Consider the following 21334-nt stretch of genomic DNA (forward strand, 5'->3'; position numbering starts at 1 on the left):
ATAGACGTGGCGTATAAGTTCTACTCCACACGTTATACTGGATATAGAACAAAACAATGCCCCGACCTCAAGTCGGGGCATTTGCCTTTAAACCGTAAGGAGGGACAAGTGCACCCGGAAGTCCAGACCTAACCCATTATCTTTGAAGACTTTGCACACACTAAGTACGGGGAGGGGATACCTGCCCGACACCCGCACCCGCAACCGCCAACGGACGCTCCATCCCCAACCCCAGCAGCCGCTCCGCCACAAGGTCATAATCATGCCGCAGTACGTCACCCTCGTGAACGAAGTTGCCTGTAACCGGCTCGACGCCCAGCGCCCGCACCCTGTCGAGATCAGGCTCGATCGGCTGTTGTCCCTCGCGAGCGTATTGCTCCAGTCGAATTGCGGAGATCTGCCCCGTGTTGATCAGCGCGTAGTCGAAGATAGGAGCCGTAACGCTGCCTGCATGCTGCATGATCTTCTCGATGTGTTCAGAAGCCGTCAGTCCCAGCGACTCGTTCGCCTGCGTCATCAGGTTGCACACAAATACCTTCGTAGCAGGCGACGCAGCCAAAGCCTCAGGGATGCCGCGAACCAGCATATTCGTAATCAGCGACGTATAAAGCGAGCCCGGTCCCAGCGTAATCAGGTCAGCATTCGCAATCGCCTCTAACGTCTCCGGGAGCGGGTCCGCCAACTCCGGCTCCAATCGCAGTTCGACAATGCTGCGTTTACTCTTCGTGATATTGGTCTCGCCTCGCACCAGCGAGCCGTCATCCATATTCGCCGCCAGGGTCACGTTCGTATTCGTCGCAGGGTAGATCTTGCCTCTCGCGGCCAATATCTGCGACGACATCTGCACTGCCTGCGCAAAATCTCCGGTGATATGCGACAAAGCAGCTACAAAAAGATTGCCGAAGCTATGTCCCTCCAAATCACCATGTTCAAAGCGATACTGAAACAATCGCGAGAGCAAATGCTCATCCTCGGAGAGGGCGACCAGGCAGTTCCGGATGTCTCCCGGAGGCAGCATCTTGAAGTCCTCGCGCAATCTCCCGGAAGACCCGCCATCATCCGTCACCGTCACCACGGCGGAAAGCTCCCGAATGATGCATCGCGCCTCGGGACAGGGCGGCACAGGAGGCCTCTCGACCCTTGCAGATTCGCCCAGACGAATCCCTCTCCTGCGCTCCGGAGTTACCACATACCGCTTCAGCCCCCGCAAAAGCGTGGACAAGCCCGTGCCCCCGCCGATGGCAACCACTCGCAGGTCTTTGTCTTTCGATTCGGTCAATTTAGGCGAAGGCATGCGCAGGTTCTCCTACACAAGCCTAAACGACGCGGCCGCTGTACCGGTTTGCAAATCGCGCTTAGACCTCGGGATAGAGCAGCTCCGTAAAGCGCGGATCGTCAGCCATATCCTGAAAGTCCGAATCCGCTCTTGCCTGGATCCTGTTCCGTGGGTTCTGCCGGATAGCCTCGGTCAAATGCTCCAGGCAGCGATGAGAGTCGCCAGTCATGCTGGCCAGCACCGCCAGACCGTAAAAGGCATAGTCCGCCTTCTCGTTCGCCTGCAGGATCAAGGTAAAGTGCTCTCGCGCATCTTCGTAGTGACCGTCGTTCAGCAAGGAGATCGCATAGTCATATTGTTCTTCGCAGTTTGCGAAGTCATTCTTGCCCTTCGTCATCTGCTGCGAGCATGCAGTGGCATACATGCGGACGCGATCGCCCAGTTCACCCGCGCCGGCGGCCAGCATCTTGTCGAACGCAGCATGGGCCTTGTCGTACTTGCCCTCCTGCATCAATCGCAGAGCTGCTTCGTAGTGAGCCATCAGCTGCGCCCGGGCATTGTCGTTTGTCTGAGGAATAGTTCCAGCGATCGTGCGTGGGACCCGCTTTATTGCTGGTGCTGCTGCTGTTTTTGTCTGAGCCATCGTAGTTCCTGTCGCCTAAGGCGTTTCTGAGCTCTCCCATTCTAACGGGTGCCCCAAAATTTGTTTGTTCTCGTGTCGGTTTTATACGCAGACCTGGCCGTCAGGTCAACCCCACGTCCGTACAACCTATCGGTATCATCATCATTCGCGTCAGAACTATCCACCCAAACCGGCACACCGGGCCATCCTTACACGCGACCATATACCGCCGGGTTCAACTCGGGGTCGTTATACATCTTCATCTGCCGATAGAGCTTGAATCTCCGCCTCCCAGCCAGTACGTCACTCCAGAGCGCATCAAGACAAGCCGCCAGATCGTCACGCTGTTCTTCGAGCAATGCCAGTCGGCTCGCATTTCGCGAACGATGCTCCTCTGTCGCGCTCGCCCGGTGAGCTTCCTCGTGTGTGTGATAGATCTTCAACGCCAGGATAGAAAGCCGGTCGATCATCAGGCCAGGCGTCTCCGAGTGCAGTGGGGCGGCCGGATCCTGTTCCAGTCGGTCGATCAGCCACACATCCATCTTCTCTACCAGATCGTTGCGTCGCTGGTTCAGCGTATCGATCGCATGCTTTACCCTCACGATCTCCGCGTCCGGCGCGTCCGGAACCCGTGCATTATCCTCCCCATGCCAGAGATCGAAGTTAGCCCGATGCTGTGCCATCGCCAACGCCATCAACCCATCCGCCCCCGTCGCAATGGCCACCTCGTTCTCTGTCTCATGCAGGCCAGCCGTCATGTCTTCCTGCATCCGCGTTATCAAAAGTGCGTCGAGCATAGGCCCTCCCAACCAAAGACTGTACCAGTTGCGGCAATGTGAATCGCAAACGCCGCAATGTGTTTGCACTCAATACACCGCGTATATCTCATTCAGTATTGTCGTCAACGACGATCGTGTAATCCTCATCTCCCAGAGTGCCTTCAATCCTGCTCAGCCATCCCAGGGAGCGGCTCACTGGCCAAACCGTCCACGATGCGGGAACCGACCCCGATTCGAACTCACAGACTAGAACGATCTTCGGTTCTGAGGTCCGGAGCGAAGTTAATTCCGATGAGGGAACATCCTGGCGGTAGATCTCGACGTGATCCGCATCCTGCACCCCGACATACCAAAGTTCAGGATCGTCAAAGGCCGCAACCGGCAGAGCGCCGCGATCAAACGTAATCCGAACCATCCAAGGAAAGATCTCTCCAGTCCAGTCGATGGCTGCCTCAGGATTAGGCGGCTCCCCGCATCGCACGGTGTAATCCTGGGCCTTTCGCAGCTTCAACGATAGTCCCGCATAGGCCTCATAGTCCTCCAGGCTCCGCGCGGACCCGAGTCCGTAGCTCTCTACCGGTTGCCCCGCAAGCAGCCTCCTCACCTTGTCTCGGCTTCGCAAATCCAGTTCCCGCCACGAACGGCCCTCATGGTTCTCCTCCACGTGATCGCCCCAGTGCTTCGGAGCCCTCGGCCTGCCGTAGTCATGCCAGACGATAGTCTCCCCCGGATGAAACAGGTCATACCCGCTGGTGAAAGCGCGCAGGGTCATGGCTGCTTCCTCCCCCAGAAAATACAGTTCAGAATCGTATCCAATCTCATCCACAAAACCACCCTGCGCAAATAGGAAACCCGCAGACAGAAAACGCGCTCGTCGTGGCTTCGTCAAACTCCGCCAATCCGCTATCGCCATCGGCTTCATATGCGGAATGCCATCCTCGGTAAAGCCCTGAAATGCCATCTGCAGTGGCCCCTCGACCAGCACCTCGTCTCCCCCGGGAGTAAAAGGTGCAGCATAGGTACTCAAAATCGGCTTGGAGCTCTCCGTCTGCCTCATCTCGTCGATCAGCTTCGCATCCCATTCCCACGCAAAGCGGCAATGCGAATCGACCTGCAGAAACCAATCCTCACCACGCCAGAGTTTCATCACCTCCGACCGGGCCCAGCAAGCTCCCCGGCTCTCGCGCCAGTCAATCGCTAGAATCCTGAAGCAATCGTCGTTACGAAGCGGCAACGTATCCGACTGGGGATCGTGTTGCCAGCAGATACCAAACCGAAGCCGCTCAGGATGCCGCGCCTTCACAATGCAGTCTTCAATCGTAGGAATAAGTTGCGGATCGCGATACGCCGCGATCGACACAAAAATCAGGTTGTTCGTCTCGTTCAAAACCAGACCTCTCGCTCGATCAGGCTATCAGGCTCTCCGATTCAGAAACCAGCAAACCCCGTCTCCCCCTTTCGTCCTATTTGCCCTAAGTCGCCGAACCAAGCAGACTAAAGACAGACAATGGCAATCTCCACGAAACGGGTCTTGATCTATCGCCTCGGCAGCCTCGGCGACACACTCATCGCACTACCGGCCCTCCATCTCGTTGCTCGCGCCTTCCCGCAGGCAGAACGCCGCATGCTGACCAACTTCCCCGTCAACGTCAAAGCCCCAGCCGCCGCAGCCATCCTCGAACACAGCAATCTCGTACACAGCTACTTCCGCTACGTCGTCGGCATGCGCAGCCCTCGCGAACTTATCTCCCTCTGGTGGCAGCTCCTTCGGTGGCGGCCACAAGTCCTGGTCTACGTGGGTTCTGCCCGAGGCGTCGAGTCAGCCCGTCGCGACGCGCAGTTCTTCCGTCTCTGCGGAATAAAACATCTCATCGGCATTCCCCTTACCGAGGACATGCAGCAAAACCGATGGGAGCAGCAAACCCAGACCCTCGAACCCGAAGGAGCGCGTCTTACCCGCAATCTGTCCGAGCTGGGAGACGCCCACCTCGAGGATCCCGCAAGCTGGGATCTCCGCCTCACTGCCGCCGAGCATGCCCGCGCAAAAGAAGCCCTTGCCGCCGCCGCAGGCATGCCTGTGATCGCAGTCAGCGTTGGTACCAAGGTGCAGTCGAAGGACTGGGGCCGCGAAAATTGGCGAGCACTCCTACAGCGCCTCGCACCCCTGTATCCCAACCACGCTCTCGCTTTGTGCGGAGCCTCTGAGGAGGCCGAAGCCAGCGACTTCACGGCCGGCGGCTGGAAACAAAGCTCCTCCACCCCGGTCATCAACCTCTGCGGCTCGCTCAGTCCGCGCGAGAGCGCAGCCGTCTTCGCCATGGCCCGTATCTTTGTCGGTCACGACAGCGGCCCCATGCACCTCGCCGCAGCCGTTCAAACTCCGTGTGTTGCGATCTTCGCCGCCCGCAATAAGCCTCGCGTCTGGTTCCCCTACGGTAAGCAGCATCGCATTGTCTATCACCAGACCGATTGCTGGGGCTGCGGTCTCGAGACCTGCATCATTGAAAAAAAGAGATGCCTAACCTCTATCACGGTGGACGAGGTTATCACCGAGGTTCGCGCCGTCCTCGGCTAACCCGGGAGAACGCACGTTCGCTCAAAGATGCGATGATGTTCGCGGGAGATCTTTTCGTTCATGCTGCCCGAACTTCACTCGATCCTGAACCTGCTTGAGGGCGGCTTCAGTCAACTCAAAGTCTTGGTAATTGGTGACATCATGCTCGACCGCTACATCCATGGCGAGGTCGAGCGCATCTCTCCTGAGGCCCCGGTTCCGGTCATCCGCCACGCTCAGCGCTACGAGCGCGCTGGCGGAGCAGCCAACGTAGCCATGAACCTCGCCGGCCTCGGCTGCCAGACCTTCCTGGCGGGTCTCTGGGGAAGCGATGCCGAGCAGACAGAACTAGCCGCAATCCTCGATCGCGCCAACATCGACACTACCGGCGTCGTCTCAAGTTCGCTCCCCACCATCTCCAAAACCCGTATCGTCGGCCGCATGCAGCAACTCCTACGTTTGGACATAGAGAGCCGCGATCCCTTTCCCGCCGCCGAAGCTCAACGCCTTCAGGAACGTGCGACCGAACTCGTCACCAAGGTCCACGCCGTTATCCTCTCCGACTACGCCAAAGGCGCTCTCACGCGTTCCCTCTGTGAAGTTGTCATCCGCGCCGCCCGCACCGCCCGCATTCCCGTCTTCGTCGACCCGAAGACCCCCGACTTCAGCAAATACTCCGGCGCCACCACCGTCTGCCCGAACCTGGGCGAACTCTCAACAGCAACCGGCATCCCATCGCATCACACGGAAGAACTTCTCATCGCCGGACGAGCCCTGGTCGCTGAACACGACTTCAAGTTCCTTACCGTCACTATGAGCGAAAAGGGAATCAACGTCCTTCGCACTCCTTCAGCGGACGAACCCGGGATCTATCACTCTCCCGCCCGCGCCCGCGAGGTCTTCGACGTTTCAGGAGCTGGCGACACAGTCATTGCGACTCTAACCGCTAGCATCGCCGGCGGCCTGACGGTCGAGACCGCCGTGGAGCTCGCCAACCTCGCCGCAGGCATCGTAGTCAGCAAGGTCGGTACCGTGCCCATCGCGGCTCACGAGTTGGTCGCCGTCCTCACCCCCAGCTCGGGGCTCACGGCCGGCGAAAAGATCCTCGACCTCGACCGCCTCAAACTCCGCATTGCCGAGTGGCGCTCTTCGGGCGAGACCATCGTCTTCACCAATGGCTGCTTCGATCTCCTGCATGTCGGCCACATCACGCTGCTCGAAGACTGTCACCGCTTCGGCTCAAAACTCGTTCTCGGCCTCAACTCTGACGCATCCGTCTGCCGTCTCAAGGGTCCAACCCGTCCTATTGTCTCAGGACGCGAACGCGCCCGCGTCATGGCCGCCCTCGCCGCGGTGGATGCCGTCGTCCTCTTCGAAGAAGACACGCCCCTCGAACTCATTCGCGCCGTGAAGCCCAACGTGCTTGTAAAAGGCGGCGACTACACCATCGAAACCGTAGTCGGACACGAGGATGTAATCGCAGGCGGCGGCCGAGTCGAGATCGTTCCCACCGTCGAAGGCTTCTCGACCACCAACATCGTAAAAAAGCTCACAGCAAGCCCTGCCGTGAGTGAGGAGACCCAGAAGTGATCATCGTTACCGGCGGAGCAGGCTTCATCGGCAGCAACCTTATCCAACAGTTGAATCAAATAGGAGAGCGCAACATCCTGCTGGTCGATAACTTCGCCCCAGCCCCGAACCTCACCGGCCTGAAGTTCCTCAACCTCGCGGGTGCAGAATACGCCGACTACATGGACAAGCGCGAGTTCCGCGCAGCTCTCAAAGCTGGCGACTTCGAGAACACCAGAATCCGGGCCATCCTCCATCAGGGCGCCTGCGCCAACACCCTCGAAGACGATGGCCGCTACATGCTGGATAACAACTTCACCTACTCCAAGGAACTGCTGCACTTCGCCCTCGACCGCAAGATCCCCCTGATTTACGCGTCCACCGCCGCGGTATACGGGGCCAGCACCAGCTTCACCGAACTCTCCGCTAACGAGCGTCCCCTAAACATCTACGGCTACTCCAAACTCATCTTCGACAACTACGTCCGCCGCCATCTTCACGACATGAAGTGCACCGTCGTCGGCCTCCGCTACTTCAACGTCTACGGCCCACGGGAGCAGCACAAAGGCCGCATGGCCAGCGTCATCCACCACTTCACTCGACAGCTCAAAGACACCGGGACCATCCGCATGTTCCAAGGCTCAGGCGGCTACGCCGACGGCGAACAACGCCGCGACTTCGTCTTCGTCAAAGACCTCGCCCGCATTAACATGTTCTTCGCTGGCCTTCTCCCCGACAGCCCCAAGAAGCCTATGCATATCGTGGTCAACGCTGGCACTGGACAGGCGCGGACCTTCAAAGCAGTTGCCGAGGCCCTCATGCAGGTCCACGGGCAGGGAAAAATCGAGTACATCCCCTTTCCAGGCGACCTCAAAAACCGCTATCAGCACTACACCCAGGCCGACGTCTCCGGCCTCCGTGCCACAGGCTACGCCACACCCTTCACAACACTCGAGGACGGCGTAAAACAAACCTTCGCCGAAGAACCCGCCGTCTAAATAGTTCTGCGCTGCCCCAAAAAGAAGTTACTCTAGCCCAAGCGTACGCTGCTGTACCGAGTTCAGCCTGTCCCTAACCGACCACAGGAGCCACCGTGACTGATACGCATCGGGACCCTACAATTCTCTGCATCAGCACCTACGAAAAAGGTCAGCGTTTTCTCAAAGAGGCGGCCCGCCTCGGCGCGAACGTCATCCTGCTCACGGTCGATAAACTCGAACACGCCGACTGGCCCCGCGAATCTCTCACCAAACTCATCACCATGCCGGAGAATCTCACTCCCGCTCAAGTCCTGAACACTGTCACGTTTCTCGCACGCACAAACCACATCGACCGCATCGTCGCCTTGGACGAGTTCGACCTCGAAGTCGCCGCACTCCTGCGCGAGCACATGCGCCTGCCCGGAATGGGTGAATCGCTCAACCGAAACTTCCGTGACAAACTCGCCATGCGAGTCAGTGCGAAGCAAAAAGGCGTTCCCGTCCCCGAGTTCACCGGCGTCTTCAACTATGACGACCTCCACAGCTTCCTCCGCGACGTACCCGGACCATGGTTGTTGAAGCCTCGCACCAACGCCTCCGCCATCGGCATCCGCAAAATCGAATCGCAAGACGACCTCTGGCCCATCCTCGATCAGCTCGGCGACCTCCAGTCGCACTACGTCCTCGAACGCTTCGTCCCTGGCGAGATCTTTCACGTCGAAGGTGTCACCTGGAAAGGCAAAGTCCTCTTCGGCGCGCCCTACAGATACGGCAAGCCGCCCATGCAGACCATGCATCAAGGCGGCATCTTCAGTACCCGCGCCCTCAACAGGGAATCGATCGATGCCCTCTCTCTCAATGCCATCCACAAACAGGTGATCGAGTCACTCGGTCTCATCTCCGGCGTCACCCACACCGAGTTCATCAAGTCGGATGCCGACGGCAGCTTTTACTTCCTCGAAACCGCAGCGCGCGTTGGCGGTGCTCACATCGCCGACGTTGTCGAGTTAGCTTCCGGCATCAATCCGTGGGTCGAGTGGGCAAGACTCGAACTTGCCACTCTTCTCGGCATGGAGTACACGCTGCCAAACCTGACCTACCAGTACGCCGGCAGCGTCATCTGCCTCGCGCGGCAAGAGCATCCCGACACCAGCAGCTACGACGCACCCGAGGTAGTCCACCGTCTTGAACGTCATCATCACGCCGGCCTCATCCTCCGCGCAGACGCCGCGGACCGTATCGAAACCTTGATCGCCGAGTACACCGACCGCTTTCTCGAGGACTTCTGCGCGGTCGTCCCCCCTCCGGACAAACCGACAGCATAGAGGACCGTCTGAACCGACCCGGCAGCTATTGACTCTATGTGATTGGTTATAAGGGATTTATGGTGAGAGCGCTGGGGCTCGAACCCAGGACCAACGCCTTAAAGGCCTTTTTCTATGGTTTGCGGGATTAGCATGACTCTGCAACTCAATTATTAAACCCAATAAAAACAAGGCTTTGCTGTTCCAATAGTTCAGAGTCGCCTGCAGGGAATTGCAAGAGATACCAGAGAAAAGTATCACAAAAGTATCACTGTGAATTGTATGCTGGGACAGGAGCTTCACCCTCATCTCACGAGGCGAGGGGCTTCGGAGGAAGTGTGTCGAGTGCCGCCGAAACCGAAAAAAGTTATTGGTGTGTATGAACGTGAGCCGGGAAACTGGTGTGGTCGTTACAGGTCTCCGGAAGGAAAGTTGGTACGTAAGAGCTTCGGGCGAGATCGCAGGGCAGCAGTGGACTGGGTGAATGCGGCTAAGGTTATTAGGCGCGTCGGTAGGCTCCCCACCAGCGCGAAGAGTCAGAAAGAAGCTTCAAATAATGTTGGGAGTATTGCGACAATGGATCTCCTTTGCGCGGAGTTCCTGTCTTACATTCAGGGGCACCCCGAGGAGTATAGGGACCAGAAGAATCCGCCGCGACGAATCGAGGAGATTCGCAAAGCCTTTGAAGGAAAGGTAGCTGCCGAGATCACTGCGCCGCAAATCGAAGAGTGGCTCGTTGGCATTCAGGTAGACCGCGAGTTGGCAAACGCGACGATCAATAAGCTTCGGGGGACTTTGTCGATGCTCTACAAGCACGGGAAACGGAAGGGCTTGATAGACGTGAATCCCGCTGAGCATGTTCCACTAAAGGACGTCGGGAAAGGGATCGAGAGGTTTCTGTCGCTAGACGAAGAGCGGCGTCTGCGGGAGGTGATCAACCGAGATATCGCAGCGTGTGATCCAAAGAGGCATCCGGAGCTGCGCAAGCAAGCGCTTCACCGAATGATCGAGTTCGACGTGTCGATCCGCTCGGGGTTGAGACGGAGCGAACAGTTCAATCTGCGATGGCCTGATGTGGATTTCTCCAGGCGGATCATGAGGCTTTTTATGACGAAGAATTGGAAGCCTCGCAATGCCTTCATCATCGAAGACGTGAAGAAGGCGCTCCTTACCCTAAAAGAACTGGATGTGCACCGAAGGGCAGGGAAGGACGATAGTGACGACTTCGTGTTCTCGAAGTCGGACAACAAGAAGTGGTGGGCGGCAGCGTTGGCTGAGGCCGGAATCACGAACTATAGGTGGCACGACAACCGGCATACTTTCTGCTCTAGGCTAGTACAAGCTGGAGTACATCTTAAGGTGGTCCAGGAGGCTGCAGGTCACGCTTCTATAGCGTCAACCATGAGATATGCCCACTTCGCACCCAGCCAAGTCGTGGACGCCATGGCAGTGCTCAACTGGGTGAGCTAGGCTGCCGACCCTGACGTGGCCGCTGGTGGCTAGTCTGACGAACTCCTCGTAATCCATGAGGCGGATTGGGCGCCGGCAGGCCGAACGGGAAGGCCGTGCGCCTCGAACCTGTCGGAGATGTAAAATCGGTTGCTTGTCGACGATGAGGTTGGGTGTAACTAAGCCACGATGTTCTCAGGATGATCGCCACCCGCATACTTTCGCAGGTCAGCCACCGGGATCAGAACCCTTCCGCCAATTCTTCTAGTTGGCAGTCTCCGATTGGCGAGGAGGTAATCGAGTCCACGCTGGCTGATCGAGAGTAGTTGGGCTGCCGCTTCCCGGCTGACCAGCAGCTTCGCCTCGGGCTGAATGGTGGCTCGTGCTGATGGTTTCTTATACGCGTTGTTGATTGCCTGCATCGTCTGCTCCTTCGATAGAGACTTCACTTTCTTCACAAACCCAATCCATACCCTATGCTCCGCTCCAACACCCGCTCGGAGGATGGACCGATTTTCTGCTGCACCCCGAGGATCGCTTGCTCTGGTTGATAAGCGCTGTTGTGCGACACATCGTGACTAAGAGCCTGCGACAGCTTCTCGCGATCATTGGTAAGGATCTGTGCGTCCCACTGTCCGCGCGAAACCGAGACATACGCCAGGCGGCGGTTCAGCAGGTCCTTTGCACCAAGCTCAGTGTCTACATGGATTAACACACGCTCTGCGGTCTGTCCTTGGCTTGAATGACTAGTGACGGCGTAGTCATGGTCCAGGTGTGGAAAGCTCTGCGCTGTGAACTCCACGCTGCGCCCGCAATCCAGCTTCAGCTGCATCGATCCGCTGGGGGCTATGTTGTCTATGCTTCCCAGCTCGCGATTTGCAACCTTCAACTCCCGATTCGGCGCGGTGAACTGAACACGATCACCGACGGCAAACGCCTTCTCCCGCGCGCGATAGACTGTGACCCCCATCTGACGGCGTGGGTTGTAGGTTGTCTGCTCTCGGTTGCCCCGCAGAACTATTAGCCTGTTTTCCTGACTATGCAGCGCGATTACCTGAGCGTACTCGCTTGTCCCAATACCGGTCTCTTTCGAGACACGCGAGTAGTGAAGAATGTCGTCGATCTGATACCGCTGTGCCCAACTGCGGTCCGCTCCCGTCATCTCACTACGAGGTACAAGCAGGTTATGTTGAAGGGCCGCGACTTTACGCAGGCCTCTCAGGTGACGTGGAACAATCAGAATTTGTTGATAGACTCCATTTCAGATACTCAGATCGTCGTCACGATTCCGGCGACAGCGCTGAGCCAGCCAGTAGCTAGCCTACTCACGGTCAGCAACGGTCCGGGAACAGGTAGTTCTAATGCGATAGGCTTTACGGTGGTTCCAAATCTGGGAGCTCACGCGCAGATGCAAGTGCTCAACGTCTCAGGGAGCGATCTTGCCTGGGATGCCGCACGCAACCTGCTTTACGTTTCGGTTCCGACAGGCGATCCCGTATCACCCGACACTATTGCCGTTATCGACCCGGCCGCGGCTGCTATTCAGCAGACGATTCCTGTTGCCGACCAACCGAGCGCCATTGCCCTCTCTGACGATGGAAGCTATCTCTATGCGGGCTTCTCAGGCCAAGCAATCGTTCAGCGGTATTCGTTGCCGTCTTTCTCATTAGATCTCACGATTCCAACGGGGGCTGGAGTCACGGGCACGGTTGGCACGCAGGGTAGTTGCGCGTTTCCTGTAGCGATGAAGGTAGCTCCCGGCAGTCCTCAAACGATTGCGGTATCGGAAGGCATAACGAACGTTGGGCCCAGCGCCTGCATTCTCGCAATTTATGACAACGCTACTGCTCGTCCGAACACGCTCTCTTACTTCACAAGCGGAGTCGAGTTCAGCAGTCTTGTATGGGGCGCGGATGCGAATACGCTTTACGGTCAAGTGCAAAATGGTATTTCGCCGCAGGAAATCTACGGCGTTATCGTTTCCCCGTCCGGCGTATCGCCTGCTAACGGCCTCAATCGGGGCGGCTTCGGGCTGCAGGTTCATTTCGATCCGGGAACCAAGCTGCTTTACAGCGACTCGGGTGTGATTACAAACCCAGTCGGGCCAGCGCAGGTCGGTCAGTTCGATTCGGGCGAGGGTACCCTGCTCGCCACGGACTCAGCATTGAAGCGAGCCTTCGTCCTCACGCCCTTGACCACGGTTCCCAACTCTGGGCATGGAGCTAACTCGTACACGCTCAATATCTATGACCTAAACACGCAGGCGCTGCTGAATACGATCACCATTCCGGACGTGCTCGGGGCTCCGTGGCGCATGGTTCGCTGGGGAACGAACGGGCTAGCCTTCGTGACTTCGAACTGGCCGAGTGAAGGCACCACAGTAGGCGCCCTGTATATCCTTCAGGGAAGCGACATCTCTGGGGCGCCATAGGCGAGATGCTGTCGACGAGAGGCGCACTTAGGCGTTGCCTTAGAGGAAAGATCATGGTGATGAATCCGAACAGACGATGATGAAGCACCCAAAGCAATCAGCAACTGATATTTCACGCAAAGTCGGATTTTCGGTAACTTCGATCTCGTCATCTCCGAAAACCCGTTTCTCGGGAACTTTTGAAGCCCAGTTCGGATCGTCGGAGATTGTTTCCGAGTTGCCGACAACCCATGAAGTGCATCCTAACTAATCGTCGACGATAAGCCTGTGGCATCCAGCGCTGGCGACCAGGCGCCCTTGATGACAAGCCACAGCATGAACGCCACCTCTCCGAAGGAGGCGGGTTGAGCTTAGGTAAACACCTTGTCGTGGTACTGCGGCAACAGTATGCCCGTAAGGCTCAGAATCAACCACGCCAAGCCATCGATGGCGAGCCAGACGCCCAGAAAGCGCGGCAGAAATCGCGACCAGTACACGAGCAGTGCGAGCGGTAAATATCCCGATCTTTGACAGCGACTTGATATATGTCCACCTTAAGATTGCTCAAGAGTGCGATAGGAGATCAATCGTTAAGACGGTGATGTCATCCGTCTGGCCGAAGCGTCGAGCCGCATCCGCAATGAATTCTGCACCTTGAATTGCTAGGATCTGGGTGCGTTCGAAGCCGAAAAGTTCCCGTTTCCTGGTTGCCTCCGGCACACCATCGGTCAGCATAGTGAGCCGATCTCCCAAAGTCAGGATCATTAGTTGCTCGTGGAAGAGACCGACTTCGAGCAAGCCTAGAGGAAGGTTGGCTTCAGTTTCCACTTCTACGCCATTGAGGTATGGAGACAAATGACCCGCATTGGAGATGGTAAGCCTGTTGCCCGGCGCGATTCGCAGGATGATGCATGTCGTGAAGCCAGTACCGCGGCCGTAGAGACAGCGGTTCAGGCCAGCGAGTAGAAGTGCCGGTGAGTCGATGGTTTCCGCAAGCGTGCGAAGGGATCCTACGATGAGAGAGACGGTCATGGCGGCTCCGAGGCCTTTCCCGGATACATCACCGAGGACGATAAGAGTCTCCCCGAGGGGCAGCGGAAGAATCTGGAAGAAGTCTCCGCCGACCTCCTGTGCGGGATGATAGGCGGTCATGACTTGCATACCGGGGATGTTGGGAATATTGTCCGGGATCAGGACATGCTGCAGGGAGCGGGCGGCTTCGAGTTCGGATGCGGTGCGGTCGTGCTCGCGGCTGGTCCGGCTGAAACGGTTGAGCAGAATTGCGAGCATGGCAAGAAGGAAGAGAACTTCAACCAAGTGGGAGGAGGCGATCTCTACGGGCCTCTTAACGATGTCAAAGGGGTAGGGCAACTCTTTCACATCGAGCGTACTTAGAACGTTGGCAAGGGTTATGAGGAACTCGTTCCCAATGGATAACAGGAGGGGAAGGATGAGGAGCCTGGCGTCGGGGAGGCGCTCTCTAAGCCGTTCACTCAAAAGCAAAAGGATCCAAGCAAAAGATAGAAGGTCCAGCAGGAAACTGCTTGCAATGATTTGAGGGGTGGTGATGTGCCCGGTGAAGAGAGCCCAAGTGATGCAATATGTGAGGCACTGCGCTGCAACCGCACTCCAGAAGAGCAGATTCGTCCGGCCCTTAAGGAGGCTGCGATAGAAGAAGAGAGAGGCGACGGAGAAGAAGCAGCCGATGGCACCGCCGATTCCATCCCAGAGGTGAATGCGGTGGGTGTTGTTACTTTCGTAGAAAGAGATGAGATATCCGAGTCCGTTCGACAAGCTCATCAAACTGAACCAGAGGTACTCACGCTCGGAGCGACGCAAGAGGTACAAGGCGAAGGCGACGGTCCCCGCCAGGAACTCCAGCACGGCTATATCGAGGTCCATGCTGGAGCTCCACGTGCGCTCAGAGGCGCGGGACTTGGCCATTGGGGCGATTCGGCTCAAGCTGCCGTATTCACCTTCACCATTAGGGCCACCACCGACGTAAGCTGCCCAGATAGGGTTGTGCCAGACGCGCACCGCGATGGTCACTGTGTGGGGGGCCGGTCGATCGGCAGCTGACAGAGCAACGACAGTAGGTTGGGTGCGGTAGGTAGACGCTTTGGGTGGCATGCGGCCGACGGTCGTTAGCAGCGCGCCGTCTGCAAATACCTGGTAGCAGGTGTTGATCCGCGGGAGGTAGAGAGCGATCGGCTCGTTGCCGGCAGGGAGGATTATGCGAAAGCGGTACCAGGCAAGGCCGCTCATCCCTTTGTAGCCTTGACTCGACCAGCTTTTGGTGGAGTCGAGGAGAATCCAGGCGGAGTCATCGAATGTGGGTTCGGCGAAGTTGGGGTTGTCGCCGGGTTGGAATCGCCATTTGCCAGCGAGGGAGATAATCTCTTCGCGGTTGTTGGTCACCGAGAAGAGGGCGTTAGAGGATGCTGGTGAAGTCTGCTCCTCTGGAAGGGAGGCGACCGTCCACGCCAGAACAAACAGGATCAGAATGAGTCGCATGAGCCACGATTATGCACCTGAATGTGGTAGTCGAGAAGAAGGAATAGTGAGCTGGTTCTTTCCATAAGGCTTCGTCGGGAGCGCAAAACGGTGGGGCGAATACTTTGCAACGTTTCCGTCACCCACAATAACTCCGGTTGGCAAGGGTCGTTTCCTATAACACCGTTTTTCGGCAGCTGCCAAAGTCACTTGTTCGAGATGCCGACTATTCGGCCACTTGCCGGGCCCTTATCAAAATCATCGGGCTGACCTTTCCCTCTTCCAGACATGGCGTTTTACGCCGACAGGTCAACAAACCCGATCTTTTTCGCGTATGGATAGTCGGAAGGCCCGTTTCGAGTCTGTGTCGCTCGAAATTGCCTAGTGATCGGCTCTCACAATCCAGACATTCGAATTGTCGGCAGTCTCGCCGTCAAGTGCTAGCCGGTCTCCGTTGGGAGACGGTATGGCTGCGAAGAAGTGGATATCTCTGCCGTCGATCAGCGGTGTGATTCTGCCGTTGAGGCCCGCGTTCACAAGCGTGCAAGTATTGGGTTCTCCCCAGAGCGAGCTGTGTTGAGTACATGCGCTCACCCAAAGGCTCATGCCGTCAGCTGCCCAATCCATACCGTTCAGCCCAATCCACCCCGGTAGGGAGATGCTTTTCTCCGACTCGTCCTGGAGCGAAATGATACGAATCACAACATCGTGTAGTGGGATCGGCTTAAATCCAGCAAGATATTTTCCATCAGGGGATAAGCCCCAGTTGTCCCACAATGTGCTCTTAAATTTGCTCGAAGAGAGCTCTGTTTTGGCGCCTGTCTTCGAATCAAAGGAGAATAAGCGGAGGTCTTTCTGAGAACCGGAACTGTAGATACATACCGACGAAGGGAGTCGGGCACACTCGTGATTCCAAATTCCCGGCGCCTGGAGAAGTAGCCGGGACGTGCCCCCCGACAATGGTATTGTTCTGATTTGCACGTCTCGAGATGCTTCAGCCTGCCGGGGGTACTGGAGATAGAGCATGTCGCTTCCCTCTGGGCTGAGCCGCGGAAGTCCCAGGTCATGTTCTCCGCCCACCAATAGGACGGGGGCTAACTGATCAATATCCTGCCTGTAAATATGCTGGCGACCGTCCCGATCGGAAGTAAAAAGAACAGCTTCGCTGTCTCGGGTCCACGAGTGTGCGTCGTCCTCCCAATTTTCCCGCGTGAGCCGCGCGGGTGCCGCCAGAAGCTTACCCTGTCGCAGTTCAGCGATATATACGTCACCTTGAGGCTCGACCCTTCTGAAGGCCAAGACTTTCCCATCGCTTGAGGCGCTCAATTCGACGAGGAAGCCGTGACCACTCGTGATTTGGGTTTTAAACCGTTTCTGATCCGTTTGAGCGTCTAGTCGTGCCAGCCAGAGGTTCATGTCTTTCTGGTTCGGAGTCTCGTCAAAACGTGAATAGACGAGTGAACTCTTCTCCGTCCAGGTGAGCCACGGTCTAACGTTCGGGTCAGAGAGCACAAGCTTGACCTTGCGGGTGGCGATGTCAATCGTCTCGATCTTCCGCTCACCACTTCCGTCCTGGTGAACGGTTGTTCTGACATAGGCAAAACGTCGGCTATCCGGCGCCCACGCCGCCGCGCTCAGGTATTCTTCTTCGGTTGCGGAAGTGGTCAGTACTTGGTGTGCCTCGGCAGTGTCCGAACGGATTGTCCATATTTCAGTGCGGCTGTCCGCAACCCTCAAAAACGCAATGAGGGCACCGTCAGGTGAAACCCTCGCGAGTTCGCCGTCCTCGACCAGTTTCCGCGGCGGTGTTGCACCGGCCAGTGATACCTTCCAGAGGCTTTGGGGGTCATTTGGCCCTCCATCCCAAGACGAGACCAGCAGGTGTGCGCTGTCAGGAAACCAGCTTTCTACCCGAACCGGGCCCAGAGATTGCGGTAGGAAGAGATGGTTAGTCTCCCCGTCTTCCAATTGACGTACGAAGAGGCCCGTTCTGTCCGTATAGGCGAGATACTTGGCATCTGGCGAGATGGAAGAGCTGGTAACCGGAGTCTCCTTAGAACTTGCCGTCAATCGTGACTCCGGGCCATATGTTGGAAGCTTGCTCCCCTGTCGGTGCGCAACCAGGACGAAGACGAAGGCCGCGAGCGCAAGGGCAGTGACTGCGGTGACGCCGATCGGGAGCTTGGATACTCTTCGTCTCGAACGACTCTGGTCTGTAATTTCCACGATCTCCGCTGGAGCCAACTCAAGTTGTCCGGCCTCGTCGGTCACCTTCACGGCGCACAGGAAACGGTATCCCACTGTGGGTACCGTGGCGATGTAACGCGGCTCGTGGGTGTCGTCGCGCAGCAAACGCCTCAGAGTCGCAATGCTTCTGGTAAGCGAGTTATCCGAAACTGCGCAGTCGTTCCAGACCGATTCCAGGATTTCTTCCTTGGTAACGACCCTCCCAGGATTTTGCAGGAGATATATGAGCACGCGAAATGCCTTGGGTTCTACCGGCACAGCTTTAGTTCCTTTGATTAAAAGGAATTCGCCTTCGCGCACTTCCACGTCTTCGAATTTGAAAACAGAGGACTTATGTGCCGTCACAAATCCGTCACTCACTTTCAGAAAATGGTGAGAACCCCGTCACGACCATGTCGAAAAAACAAGCGACAGTCGCACCTGGCCAACTCGGCCGTGGGGTGCGCAGATGCCTTTCTCCCGTTGCTTAAGTTCACTTGTCTTAGCTGTCTCGGTTCTCCCAGCGATGGGAGCCGAGCCGCGCTGCCCGGCAAACGTGACCAGTTTACCGCTTCGACTTATTCAAAGCTCTCTGATAGTCGTCTCGGTTCAGATTAACTACTCCGGGCCATACGACTTCGTGGTCGACACCGGGGCACAGATCAGCACCGTGGAAACTTCCCTTGCCGCAGAACTGCATCTGAAGGCAGAAGGAACGACCGGCTCCGCGGGCGTCGCTACATTCTCCAGGAGCGAATTCGTTCACCTTGGGCTTCTTCGAGCTGGAGATCGTTCGGTTACGGACTCCCTGGCGGTTATCGGTGACATTGACAACCTGCGAGCTGCAGATCCGCGTATTCGGGGTATTCTGGGCGACAACTTCCTGGAACACTTCGATTTGCTGATCGACAACCGCCGTAAGCTCCTATGCCTCGATGACGGTGATTCCCTGGCGTTGTCGATCAAAAGTGCGCACATCGGTCTCGCCACTCCACTTGGTCTAGGGGACGACTTACCGTTTACGCGGCCCTTAATCATTGCCGTTCGATCATCTGGCTCTGAGACTCCTTTAATACTTCTGAGGCTCGACTCGGGGAGTAACGCGCCTGTGCTTTACAACGCTGCAGCCGCACTCCACTCTGGTCAACGCCGCGAGCACCCTGACCCGGTTCTCACTCGAGTGGTATATGGAGGTAAACAGGGATTCCAAATACTACCGGAGATGGCGCTTCGCATTAGTCCACACGTCGTTGCCCAGGTCTCCTTCGCAGTCCCACTGAACTCATTGGGACGGGGTCCGTCAACCCGGGAAGACGGCGTTCTTCCGACTATGGTTTTTGAAAGGGTGTTTATTAGTGCTAAGGGTCAGTACGCGACGTTGGACAGTTGGTAGCTGACTCTCAAAGAACGCACCGCTGCCCTTCAAAACGACTTGGAAATCGAGACAGTCACGACTCGCGGACCAGAAGGAGCCAGCCCTCCGGAAAACACGGAAATCCAGTATGAAGAATTGGACACGTTTGCCACTTGAGCCCTGAATGTAAACGGCCTCTCCTTAGGGAAAGAGTATCGAACGCCTAAATCCGCGCTTATCCAAGCTGGGACGTCATAGCTGTTGGTCGCGTCGAACGCCGCTGCTCCCGTAAACTTCAGGTTGCAATCAAAAGCAAGCGCTTTTGTGCGGGGAATGTCCCAATTCAGATTTATACGTTCCGTTGCCGCCGGGACATTTGCCGTGCGTTTCCCTTCGATGGTCGGATCGCCCGTGGATCGCTGCCGGGAATCGATGAAACTGCCTGAGAGAATCGCATGCAGACCGCGAAACAAGTCCCCCGCGAAATTGACTTCAAGCCCGGTGTTCACCTGGCGGCCATCTTGAGAGAAAGTTGGTGGGTTCGTAGCAGTGCTCACGACTCCATTTGCCTCGCTGATGCGATAGAGGGCAATTGTTGAAATCCAGGCACGACCCTGAAACTTGGCCCCAACCTCAACCTGGTTGCTGACGATGGGAGGAAAGATCTCTCCTGCGTTCTTTGTGTCCGGCGGAGCAATGAAACCCGGCTGAAGGGCCTGAATGAAGTTCCCATAGAGCGAGAGCTGGGAGGTCGCCTTAAAGAGCGCAGCCGCTGATGGCGTGAACGCACTCTGGTGATATCGGCTAGACGAGGTGCCGCGGTACGTCTCCTTGCCCCTCATGATTGTTCTGCGAAATCCCCCGGTAAGAAGCAGCCTGTCGTGCAACAGACCAGCCGTATCGCCTAGATACCAGCCTTTTGTGCTCTCGTCGTCTACAACGTAGTCTGCGGTTACAGCAGGAAAAGAATAGTTTGGTGATGTTGGACGGTAGGACGTGTACAAGTTGTAGGGTTGCGAAGGTCCGTAGTCATTGAAGTCACCAAAACTTTCCATATCATGCACACGATTCCATCCGATCATGAGTGAGTGGGAGACGGCGCCGGTATGGACCTTCCCGCGAAGGCCAAAGTCAGTGCTGTAGTTGTTCTGATCCGTAAGCTGGTTGCGTTGCTCGCAAAGAATCGTTCCAAAGTAGTCCAGTAACAACACCGGACAATATCCTGGGATGCTGGTCGATGAAGGAGAAAAGCCAGAGCCCGCGGTTGCTATCCACTTTGGCGACAGGTTGACATCTGCTCGTCCCAGGATTGCCTTCTGCGAAGTGGTGTCATCCATCCACACCGGTTGGGTCGACAAGTTCGTAGGCATGGGACGAGGTAAACTGACTACTTCTGCGACGGGAATAAGCACATATTGAAATGCCCTGTTGTAGTTACGAAGATACTGGGCATCCAGTGAAAGCTGCACCACCTTTGATTTGAAGTCGAGGCCCAGCGAAGCTCCTTCGATCAACAGGCGGGAATCCCGGATCTCTCCTTCACCTTCCCGATATAAGGCGTTTGCGCGCGCTCCAAAGGCATTATGCGGTGCAAATCTCCGTGAAGCGTCGATCCGTGCCCCATAGACACTCTTGCCGACGAAGTCGGATGCCAATAGAAGGTAAGGGCGATCATCCGCACGTTTGAGTTGGAGGTTGAAAACGCCTCCAACTGACTCGGGCGCCCCCATGACAAATGCGCTGGGACCGCTGAAGACATCCACTCGATCGACAAAATACATGTTCGTCAAATCGTCGGAAAGACCAAAAAGTCCGTTAACTGCGACGGCTACACCCTTGAAACCACGGCTCAAAAACACGTCGCCATTAGGCGACCCACGACTGGAGGCCGATGCTGAAAGGATCGAAGCATCACTGTCGAGGGCATCCGTCAGCGTCAGCGCTTGGCGGTTCTCAAGAAATGTGCTCGTGTACGACTTAACGCTGAACGGTGTTTCTTGAACCGGAAGATCGCCGAGAATGCCAACCGGCCCTTGCGTAGCAATTTGGTCAGCCGCGAGTTCAGGTTCTTCGCTTACGCGAATTGAATCTTTAACCAGGCCGAGCTGAAGGGTCACGTCTCTTAGATTCGTGCTCGTCAAAAGCGTCATGTTTTCCACGATCGCGGTCCTGAATCCAGGCTGCGAGACTGTCAGCCGATAGACTCCTGCAATGGGGACGGTTAAGTGGTAGCGGCCCGCAGAATCTGTGATCGTACGGGCTATTGCCTGGGAGTGGGTATCCTCTAATTCGATAGCGGCGGAGGAAATTGCTGCACC

The 21334-nt window shown here is 56.7% G+C and carries 17 protein-coding genes; 7 read left to right on the forward strand and 10 right to left on the reverse strand.

Annotation, left to right across the window (positions count from 1 at the left end; all coding sequences use genetic code 11):
- Positions 1 to 160: 160 nt before the first annotated feature.
- The 4 genes from HDF14_RS19810 to HDF14_RS19825 all read right to left on the reverse strand — a co-directional run bounded on the left by HDF14_RS19810 (position 161) and on the right by HDF14_RS19825 (position 4064).
- A complete protein-coding gene (locus tag HDF14_RS19810) occupies positions 161 to 1294 on the reverse strand; it encodes a gluconeogenesis factor YvcK family protein (protein ID WP_183980107.1) in 1134 nt (377 codons plus the stop codon).
- Between the two features lie 61 nt (positions 1295 to 1355).
- A complete protein-coding gene (locus HDF14_RS19815; protein WP_183980109.1) occupies positions 1356 to 1919 on the reverse strand; it encodes a tetratricopeptide repeat protein in 564 nt (187 codons plus the stop codon).
- Between the two features lie 188 nt (positions 1920 to 2107).
- On the reverse strand, positions 2108 to 2695 hold the full coding sequence (locus HDF14_RS19820; protein ID WP_183980112.1) for a DUF4254 domain-containing protein: 588 nt from the start codon (positions 2693 to 2695) through the stop codon (positions 2108 to 2110).
- A gap of 88 nt (positions 2696 to 2783) precedes the next feature.
- The gene (locus HDF14_RS19825) at positions 2784 to 4064 is read right to left on the reverse strand and encodes a GlcNAc-transferase family protein (protein ID WP_183980114.1); all 1281 of its coding nucleotides are present in this window, start codon (positions 4062 to 4064) and stop codon (positions 2784 to 2786) included.
- A 120-nt stretch (positions 4065 to 4184) separates the two neighbouring features.
- On the opposite strand from HDF14_RS19825, the gene HDF14_RS19830 reads away from it, so the two are divergent.
- The 5 genes from HDF14_RS19830 to HDF14_RS27270 all read left to right on the forward strand — a co-directional run bounded on the left by HDF14_RS19830 (position 4185) and on the right by HDF14_RS27270 (position 10554).
- Complete coding sequence (locus HDF14_RS19830; protein WP_183980116.1) at positions 4185 to 5252, forward strand: glycosyltransferase family 9 protein; 1068 nt, start codon at positions 4185 to 4187, stop codon at positions 5250 to 5252.
- A gap of 60 nt (positions 5253 to 5312) precedes the next feature.
- A complete protein-coding gene (hldE, locus tag HDF14_RS19835) occupies positions 5313 to 6821 on the forward strand; it encodes a bifunctional D-glycero-beta-D-manno-heptose-7-phosphate kinase/D-glycero-beta-D-manno-heptose 1-phosphate adenylyltransferase HldE (RefSeq protein WP_183980118.1) in 1509 nt (502 codons plus the stop codon).
- Positions 6818 to 7798, forward strand: a complete 981-nt coding sequence (gene rfaD, locus HDF14_RS19840) for an ADP-glyceromanno-heptose 6-epimerase (RefSeq protein WP_183980120.1) — start codon at positions 6818 to 6820, stop codon at positions 7796 to 7798. The genes hldE and rfaD overlap by 4 nt, the downstream gene beginning before the upstream one ends.
- A 95-nt stretch (positions 7799 to 7893) precedes the next feature.
- On the forward strand, positions 7894 to 9105 hold the full coding sequence (locus HDF14_RS19845; RefSeq protein ID WP_183980122.1) for an ATP-grasp domain-containing protein: 1212 nt from the start codon (positions 7894 to 7896) through the stop codon (positions 9103 to 9105).
- A gap of 324 nt (positions 9106 to 9429) precedes the next feature.
- Positions 9430 to 10554 (forward strand): tyrosine-type recombinase/integrase, encoded by a 1125-nt coding sequence (locus tag HDF14_RS27270; protein WP_183980125.1) that lies wholly within the window; start codon positions 9430 to 9432, stop codon positions 10552 to 10554.
- Between the two features lie 158 nt (positions 10555 to 10712).
- Here HDF14_RS27270 and HDF14_RS19855 read toward each other — a convergent pair whose 3' ends face one another.
- Together HDF14_RS19855 and HDF14_RS19860 are read right to left on the reverse strand one after the other, a co-directional pair.
- Positions 10713 to 10991 carry a helix-turn-helix domain-containing protein gene (locus HDF14_RS19855; protein WP_183980127.1) on the reverse strand — a complete coding sequence of 93 codons (279 nt, stop codon included), beginning with the start codon at positions 10989 to 10991 and terminating at the stop codon, positions 10713 to 10715.
- Complete coding sequence (locus HDF14_RS19860; protein WP_183980129.1) at positions 10988 to 11695, reverse strand: ATP-binding domain-containing protein; 708 nt, start codon at positions 11693 to 11695, stop codon at positions 10988 to 10990. The genes HDF14_RS19855 and HDF14_RS19860 overlap by 4 nt, the downstream gene beginning before the upstream one ends.
- Positions 11696 to 11719: 24 nt before the next feature.
- On the opposite strand from HDF14_RS19860, the gene HDF14_RS19865 reads away from it, so the two are divergent.
- Positions 11720 to 12964, forward strand: coding sequence for an IPT/TIG domain-containing protein (locus HDF14_RS19865; RefSeq protein ID WP_183980131.1), 1245 nt, complete (start codon positions 11720 to 11722; stop codon positions 12962 to 12964).
- 350 nt (positions 12965 to 13314) lie between these two features.
- Here HDF14_RS19865 and HDF14_RS27710 read toward each other — a convergent pair whose 3' ends face one another.
- The 3 genes from HDF14_RS27710 to HDF14_RS19875 all read right to left on the reverse strand — a co-directional run bounded on the left by HDF14_RS27710 (position 13315) and on the right by HDF14_RS19875 (position 17941).
- A complete protein-coding gene (locus tag HDF14_RS27710) occupies positions 13315 to 13488 on the reverse strand; it encodes a DUF4386 family protein (RefSeq protein WP_406707251.1) in 174 nt (57 codons plus the stop codon).
- A gap of 19 nt (positions 13489 to 13507) precedes the next feature.
- Positions 13508 to 15457: a PP2C family protein-serine/threonine phosphatase gene (locus HDF14_RS19870; RefSeq protein ID WP_183980133.1), complete on the reverse strand. Its 1950-nt coding sequence runs from the start codon at positions 15455 to 15457 to the stop codon at positions 13508 to 13510.
- A 360-nt stretch (positions 15458 to 15817) separates the two neighbouring features.
- A complete protein-coding gene (locus tag HDF14_RS19875; RefSeq protein WP_183980135.1) occupies positions 15818 to 17941 on the reverse strand; it encodes a winged helix-turn-helix domain-containing protein in 2124 nt (707 codons plus the stop codon).
- Positions 17942 to 18188: 247 nt separating this feature from the next.
- On the opposite strand from HDF14_RS19875, the gene HDF14_RS19880 reads away from it, so the two are divergent.
- Positions 18189 to 19055, forward strand: coding sequence for a retropepsin-like aspartic protease (locus HDF14_RS19880; protein WP_260698421.1), 867 nt, complete (start codon positions 18189 to 18191; stop codon positions 19053 to 19055).
- Between the two features lie 29 nt (positions 19056 to 19084).
- On the opposite strand, the gene HDF14_RS19885 is transcribed toward HDF14_RS19880, so the two are convergent.
- Positions 19085 to 21334: TonB-dependent receptor (locus HDF14_RS19885; protein ID WP_183980138.1), on the reverse strand; the 2250-nt coding region annotated here is incomplete at its 5' end.

Origin of the sequence: Tunturiibacter gelidiferens, from assembly GCF_014201335.1 — a bacterium.
Taxonomy (GTDB): domain Bacteria; phylum Acidobacteriota; class Terriglobia; order Terriglobales; family Acidobacteriaceae; genus Edaphobacter; species Edaphobacter lichenicola_E.

Bases quoted from the DNA above. Each gene is read 5' to 3' on its own strand.
- HDF14_RS19870 (WP_183980133.1), bottom strand. From the start codon at position 15,457: ATGCGACTCATTCTGATCCTGTTTGTTCTGGCGTGGACGGTCGCCTCC.
- hldE (WP_183980118.1), top strand. From the start codon at position 5,313: ATGCTGCCCGAACTTCACTCGATCCTGAACCTGCTTGAGGGCGGCTTC.
- HDF14_RS19880 (WP_260698421.1), top strand. From the start codon at position 18,189: ATGGGAGCCGAGCCGCGCTGCCCGGCAAACGTGACCAGTTTACCGCTT.
- HDF14_RS19860 (WP_183980129.1), bottom strand. From the start codon at position 11,695: ATGACGGGAGCGGACCGCAGTTGGGCACAGCGGTATCAGATCGACGAC.
- HDF14_RS19815 (WP_183980109.1), bottom strand. From the start codon at position 1,919: ATGGCTCAGACAAAAACAGCAGCAGCACCAGCAATAAAGCGGGTCCCA.
- HDF14_RS19865 (WP_183980131.1), top strand. From the start codon at position 11,720: ATGTTGAAGGGCCGCGACTTTACGCAGGCCTCTCAGGTGACGTGGAAC.
- HDF14_RS19810 (WP_183980107.1), bottom strand. From the start codon at position 1,294: ATGCCTTCGCCTAAATTGACCGAATCGAAAGACAAAGACCTGCGAGTG.
- HDF14_RS19830 (WP_183980116.1), top strand. From the start codon at position 4,185: ATGGCAATCTCCACGAAACGGGTCTTGATCTATCGCCTCGGCAGCCTC.
- HDF14_RS19820 (WP_183980112.1), bottom strand. From the start codon at position 2,695: ATGCTCGACGCACTTTTGATAACGCGGATGCAGGAAGACATGACGGCT.